This is a genomic window from Nocardiopsis alkaliphila YIM 80379 (assembly GCF_000341005.1).
Lineage (GTDB): Bacteria > Actinomycetota > Actinomycetes > Streptosporangiales > Streptosporangiaceae > Nocardiopsis > Nocardiopsis alkaliphila.
The window spans coordinates 1-5,413 of sequence record NZ_ANBD01000086.1 but is presented as its reverse complement, the minus strand read 5'-3'; the positions used below and the strand labels follow the sequence as shown (position 1 = coordinate 5,413).

At 68.2% G+C, this 5,413-nt stretch carries 5 protein-coding genes; 4 read left to right on the top strand and 1 reads right to left on the bottom strand.

What is annotated here, in order from left to right; all coding sequences use genetic code 11:
* The first annotated feature begins 163 nt into the window (after window positions 1–163).
* Window positions 164–1,096 carry an SEC-C metal-binding domain-containing protein gene (locus D472_RS0113055; RefSeq protein ID WP_017604929.1) on the top strand — a complete coding sequence of 311 codons (933 nt, stop codon included), beginning with the start codon at window positions 164–166 and terminating at the stop codon, window positions 1,094–1,096.
* A 16-nt stretch (window positions 1,097–1,112) separates the two neighbouring features.
* Here D472_RS0113055 and D472_RS0113050 read toward each other — a convergent pair whose 3' ends face one another.
* Complete coding sequence (locus D472_RS0113050) at window positions 1,113–1,589, bottom strand: hypothetical protein (RefSeq protein WP_017604928.1); 477 nt, start codon at window positions 1,587–1,589, stop codon at window positions 1,113–1,115.
* Window positions 1,590–1,724: 135 nt separating this feature from the next.
* Between D472_RS0113050 and D472_RS0113045 the strand changes: the two genes are divergently transcribed.
* From D472_RS0113045 to D472_RS28655, 3 genes are all read left to right on the top strand, one after another.
* Complete coding sequence (locus D472_RS0113045; protein WP_017604927.1) at window positions 1,725–2,564, top strand: hypothetical protein; 840 nt, start codon at window positions 1,725–1,727, stop codon at window positions 2,562–2,564.
* A gap of 333 nt (window positions 2,565–2,897) precedes the next feature.
* The gene (locus D472_RS0113040) at window positions 2,898–5,129 is read left to right on the top strand and encodes an anthranilate synthase component I (RefSeq protein WP_017604926.1); all 2,232 of its coding nucleotides are present in this window, start codon (window positions 2,898–2,900) and stop codon (window positions 5,127–5,129) included.
* A 124-nt stretch (window positions 5,130–5,253) separates the two neighbouring features.
* A complete protein-coding gene (locus tag D472_RS28655) occupies window positions 5,254–5,394 on the top strand; it encodes a GPGG-motif small membrane protein (RefSeq protein WP_017604925.1) in 141 nt (46 codons plus the stop codon).
* Window positions 5,395–5,413 lie beyond the last annotated feature (19 nt).

Below are 5,413 nucleotides of genomic sequence, written 5' to 3'. Positions count from 1 at the left end.
CCCCCAACCCCTGGCCCCACCACCAGAGCACCCACAAGCGGACACCTCCCAAAAACCACGAAAGCCGAAGGCGCCCAAGCCGGCGCGGGGAGCAAGATCATCCGGGATGAGAACCCACTGGTCACACCGGCAACGTTGCCGGCCGGCCCACTAGCCTGAGGGAATGACCGAACCCGAACCCGCCTACTCGGCCCCGCTCCCGCCCGAGCTGGTGGCGGCGATCCTGAACCTGGACCTGCCCCAGCACCTCCTCGATGATCTGGCCCAGACCCCCGACGCGACAGGGGACATCCTCCTGAACGCCGCGGCCGAGCTGCGCCAAAGTCGCCCTGCTCTGGCCCGACAGGTCCTGGACCTGTTGCGCGAACACGCCCCTGAACCCGACTACCGCCAGTACGCCACCCACATGCTCGCGGAAATGCTCAGGGAACAGGGGCGGGAACGGGAGGCGGAGCGGCTCATCGATGAACTCATGCGCCCCGGGGTGCTGGGACGGCCGATGGCGGCGGTACTCGCCGACGAGTTCGCCGAGGCCGGGGACCTGGACCGTGCCCTGTACTGCTACAACGTCGCCTGCCGTAGCATCCTCGCCCAGCCGGTGGAACTGCTGGAAGGCATGGACCCGGTGGGCCTGTTGCCACTGATGGGACGAGCCCGGACACGAGAACGGCTCGGTCTTCCCGCCGACGAACACGACCGGGCGGTGTGGGAGGCGGAGCAGGCACGTCCCTCCCTGGAGGAGGAGATGGGGCTGCTCGACGAACGAACCGGTGGAGTCGGCGCCGCGAGCGAGGCCCCCATACGGGTGGAACTCACCGGGCGGGACCAGGAGCACTACCACGAGGTCGAGCGCGAACTCAGGGGAGGGCCCGAGGAACGCCTGATTCTGGTGCTGGCCGATCCGGAGGAGATCGCCGCCCACGCATCGGCGCACGGGCTCGACTCGCGGGCCGAGGACGCCCGACGCGCGTGGGCGCTGACCCTGCCCGTGGACTCACCTCGGCTCGTGACCTGGCCACCGGAGCGCAACCGGCCCTGCTGGTGCGGTTCAAGGCGCAAGTACAAGAAGTGCTGCGGTTCCCCCTCGGTGCGCTGAAGACCTCCCGGCGGGGTCAGCGAAGGCGCGGCATGGGTGGGATGGGACGTTCGGGGCGGGAACCACGTCCCACCTGACGAGGCGCCCGCCCTTGGCGGACACACTCCAGGACCTCACCGGCGGCGATCCGCCCCGCCTGCTCGAACCCCGACCGGTTGGAGTCGACGTCGTGCCACAGGGCGTCACGCAACAGGACGCGCACGGTGTACGGGGGTGTCCCGTCTCCACGCAGCCGCCATCCCTGCCGGAATCCGTTCTCCAACGCCGTGACGAACTCGGCGGGGAGGGGGGCCTTGGCACGCCGGCGGACTTCGTGGCACTGGGTGGGCAGAGCGTCGACGAACTCCACGGCCTCGTGAGCCGAGACACCTTCGGGCGGGGGTAGGGCGTCCAGCCACACCACGGCGAAATGCCCCGGACAGGCGGTCTGGATGATCTGTCGGACGAACACACCGGTGACCGGTCGGGGCAGTGGGGGCTGTCCAACGGACACGCGTTGCTCCTTCGCGGCGTTGAGCGGGGGGGAACGTGATCCAAGCGTGCCCGAAATCCGGTGGTGGAGACGGCTTCGGCCTGGCTAGGTTCACTTTTGCCCCAAAGTGGACATAAGTGAACGAAAGCATCCCTCATGATCACACGCGCCTCCGCTATCCCCGGAATGGCCGTCCTGCTGACCCTCACCCTCACCGGGTGCGCCCTCGTGCCCGACACCCTTGAAGACCTCGCCGGCTCCGCGAGCGCCCCCATCGACTCGCTCAACCCCTACGATGAGGTCGACCGGGACGCCCCCTTCGCCGGTAGTCCGGCCGAGGAGTACGGGGTGGGCTTCCCCGACCCCCCCGAGGCCGAGGCGGTCGGGCCCTACGACGCCGATCAGGTCGCCGACGCCTACGAGCGGACCCAGGAGTTCTTGGACGCCACCTACCTGAACCAGGACGCGGTCTTCAAGGAGGACAACGGCGCGTTCGTGGAACTGCTCGAAGGCCAGGCGCTCGACTGGTACCTGGAAGAGTTCGACAACCCCGACCCCGAACTCAACGCCCGCTCCCTGAACTACAACCTCACCCCCGGGACCGCCGAACCCATCGGTGACCAGGTCCGAGTGAACGGTCGGATGTGGGCCCAGGAGAGTACGGACGAGTACGACCAGGACTACCTGTCGGTGACCACCGAGTTCACCATCGTGCACCCCGTCGCCCGTCCAGGAGAGCCGGTCTCCACCCGTATCGTCGTCTCCCACCTCGGCGAGGTGGCCTTCTACGACGTCGGCACGGACGAACTGGAGGCTTGGCCGGCGTGGTACCGAGCAGTGGCGCCGGCGCACTGCCTGGAGGACCAGATCACCTTCACACCGGCCTTCGGTGACGAACTACCCGAAGGCGAACGGCCCAAGGGCGGCAAGCAGGACGCCTACGACCTCGAAGACGCTCGTGAAATGGACGAATGCGTCTCCGTCAAGGGCACCTGAGCCCGGAGTGGTGTTCGGGTGTGGCCCCGCCCTCGGCCGGGGCCACTCCTCCACCCCGGGACGGCCCCCGACGGGGGTGGTCACCACGCTTCAGAGCCGGCCACGGAGGGTTTTCCGAGTCAGGGACCCACGCACTCTCCGTACCGACTACACTCACCCCTATGCGAATCGATCCCACCAACGGACAGTGGTGGCGCCGCACCTAGGCGGCGCCCCGATCAGTTCGCGTACCCGAACAGCGACCGCCCGGACCGGCGGTCGTTTCGTGCTTTCGGAGCAGCCCCCGGCCGGTGATGACCACCCGACCGTCAGATGCGCCCCGAAGGACCGGCCGTGAAGCCCAGTGACGCCCAGACCAGCACCTATCGCACCCCCGGTGGCGTGACCGTCCACCGCAGCGCCACCCCCTGTGACCCCGAGGTCCTCACCGAACTCGTCACCGCCGTCGAATACCGTCGCGGCGGGGTGCTCTCCTCGGGGATGGAGTACCCCGGCCGCTACGACCGCTGGCACCTGGGCTACGTCGACCCTTGCCTGGAGATCGCCACCCGGGGCCGAGAGGTCACCGCCACCGTCCTCAACGAGCGTGGACGCGTCCTCCTCCCGGTCCTGGTCGAGGCACTGGCCACCGCCGGGCGGATCACCGACACCGGCGCGGACCATGTCACCGTGACCGTCCCCGAGCCCGACCCCGACGCGTTCTTCACCGAGGAGGAACGCAGTCGCCGTCCCAGCGTCTTCACCGCCCTGCGTGCCCTCCTGGCCGCCCTGCGCAGCCCCGAGGACCCCAACCTGGGTCTGTACGGCGCCTTCGGGTACGACCTCGCCTTCCAGTTCGAGCACGTCGAACGGCACATCGAGCGTGATCCGAGCGACCGTGATCTGGTCCTGCACCTGCCCGACGCCATCGTCGTCCGCGACCGCAAGCGCGAGACCTGTGTGCGCTACACCTACGAGTTCACCGTTCCCGCCACCGGTGATCGGCCCGAGGCCACCACCGAGGGGTTGCCCAGGCAAACCGCACCCACCCCGCCCGTGGTCGCCACCGAGGTCCCCGCCGGTCCCGAACCCGGCTCCTACGCGCGGATCGTGGCCGAGGCCAAGAAGCGCTTCCGTCGTGGCGACCTGTTCGAGGTAGTCCCCGGCCACCGCACCTACGCGCGTTGTTCCTCCCCGGCCCGCTTCTATGAACTCCTGCGCGAACGCAACCCCGCCCCCTACGAGTTCTTCTTCAACCTCGGCGAGGGTGAGTACCTGGTGGGCGCTTCCCCGGAGATGTTCGTGAGGGTCAGCGGTGAACCCGGAACGGGGCAACGGGTGGAGACCTGTCCCATCTCCGGCACCATCCGACGCGGCGAGGACGCCTTGGGCGACGCCGAGAACATCCAGGAGCTGCTCTCCTCGGTCAAGGAGAAGTCCGAGCTCACCATGTGCACCGACGTGGACCGCAACGACAAGTCCCGGGTGTGCGAACCCGGCACCGTCCGCGTCATCGGCCGCCGACAGATCGAGATGTACTCGCGCCTCATCCACACCGTCGACCACATCGAGGGCACGCTGCGCAGCGAGTTCGACGCCCTGGACGCCTTCCTCACCCACATGTGGGCGGTCACCGTGACGGGCGCGCCCAAGACCTGGGCGATGCGCTTCATCGAGCAGCACGAGACCAGCCCTCGGCGCTGGTACGGCGGCGCCGTCGGCGTGCTCAACTTCGACGGGTCGATGAACACCGGATTGACCCTGCGTACCGCCCACATCCGTGATGGCGTGGCCGCGGTGCGAGCGGGAGCCACCCTGCTCTATGACTCCGACCCCGAGGCCGAGGAACGCGAGACCTTCCTCAAGGCCCGCGCGCTCTTGGAGACCCTGGCCCTGGGCGAGGAACAGGGCGCTCGGGAACGGCGGGTCGAAGAGGGCGATCCCCAGGAGAGCGTGGAAGAGGCCGCCCCGACCCCGCTGCCCGGTGAGGGCATGAGGGTGTTGCTGGTGGACCACGAGGACTCCTTCGTCAACACCCTGGCCGACTACGTGCGCCGGCACGGCGCAAAGGTCACCACCATCCGTTACGGGTTCGACCACGCCCTGTTGGACCGATGGGAACCCGACCTGGTGGTCCTTTCACCTGGACCGGGGTTGCCCCGGGACTTCGCGATGGCCGACCTGCTGGACGCCTTGGCCGCCCGTGACCTTCCGGTGTTCGGGGTGTGCCTGGGGCTCCAGGGCATGGTCGAGCACGCCGGCGGCGAGTTGCGCACCCTGGACCATCCCGTGCACGGCAAGCCTGGAGGGGTCCGGGTGCTGGGCGGACGGCTGCTGGAAGGCCAAGGTGAACAGGGCCACTTCCAGGCCGCGCGTTACCACTCGACCTACACCGTGCCCGAGGCGGTGAAGGGCTTCGAGGTGACCGCCGTCCTGGACGAGGAACCGGACCAGGAGCGGGTCGTCATGGCGATCGAGGACCCGGCGGCGCGGTGGTACGCGGTCCAGTTCCACCCGGAGTCGATTCTCACCGCGACCGTCGGTGAAGGCATCGTCGCCAAGGTCTTGGAGCTCGCCCGAGGCTGAGACGAGAGGGACGCATGTGAGAATCGTTGCGCGTATACCCCCCTTCACCTGCGACGTAAAGGTTTTCTACAAAACCTTTACCGGTGACGTGTTTGATCAATTCGTTACCGGTTAGTGGTTGCGTATGGGTATTTTGCTTACGATCCTCGGAATCATCCTCATTGTCGGCGGCGTCCTGGGCGTGCTGCGCGGGCAGCTCCTCTGGGGCATCATCGCCATCGTCGTCGGCCTCTTCGTGGCCCCCGGCTACTTCTACGGCATCTAGCCAGTGGGGCGGCCACCGC

Bases quoted from the DNA above. Each gene is read 5' to 3' on its own strand.
- D472_RS28655 (WP_017604925.1), top strand. From the start codon at position 5,254: ATGGGTATTTTGCTTACGATCCTCGGAATCATCCTCATTGTCGGCGGC.
- D472_RS0113055 (WP_017604929.1), top strand. From the start codon at position 164: ATGACCGAACCCGAACCCGCCTACTCGGCCCCGCTCCCGCCCGAGCTG.
- D472_RS0113045 (WP_017604927.1), top strand. From the start codon at position 1,725: ATGATCACACGCGCCTCCGCTATCCCCGGAATGGCCGTCCTGCTGACC.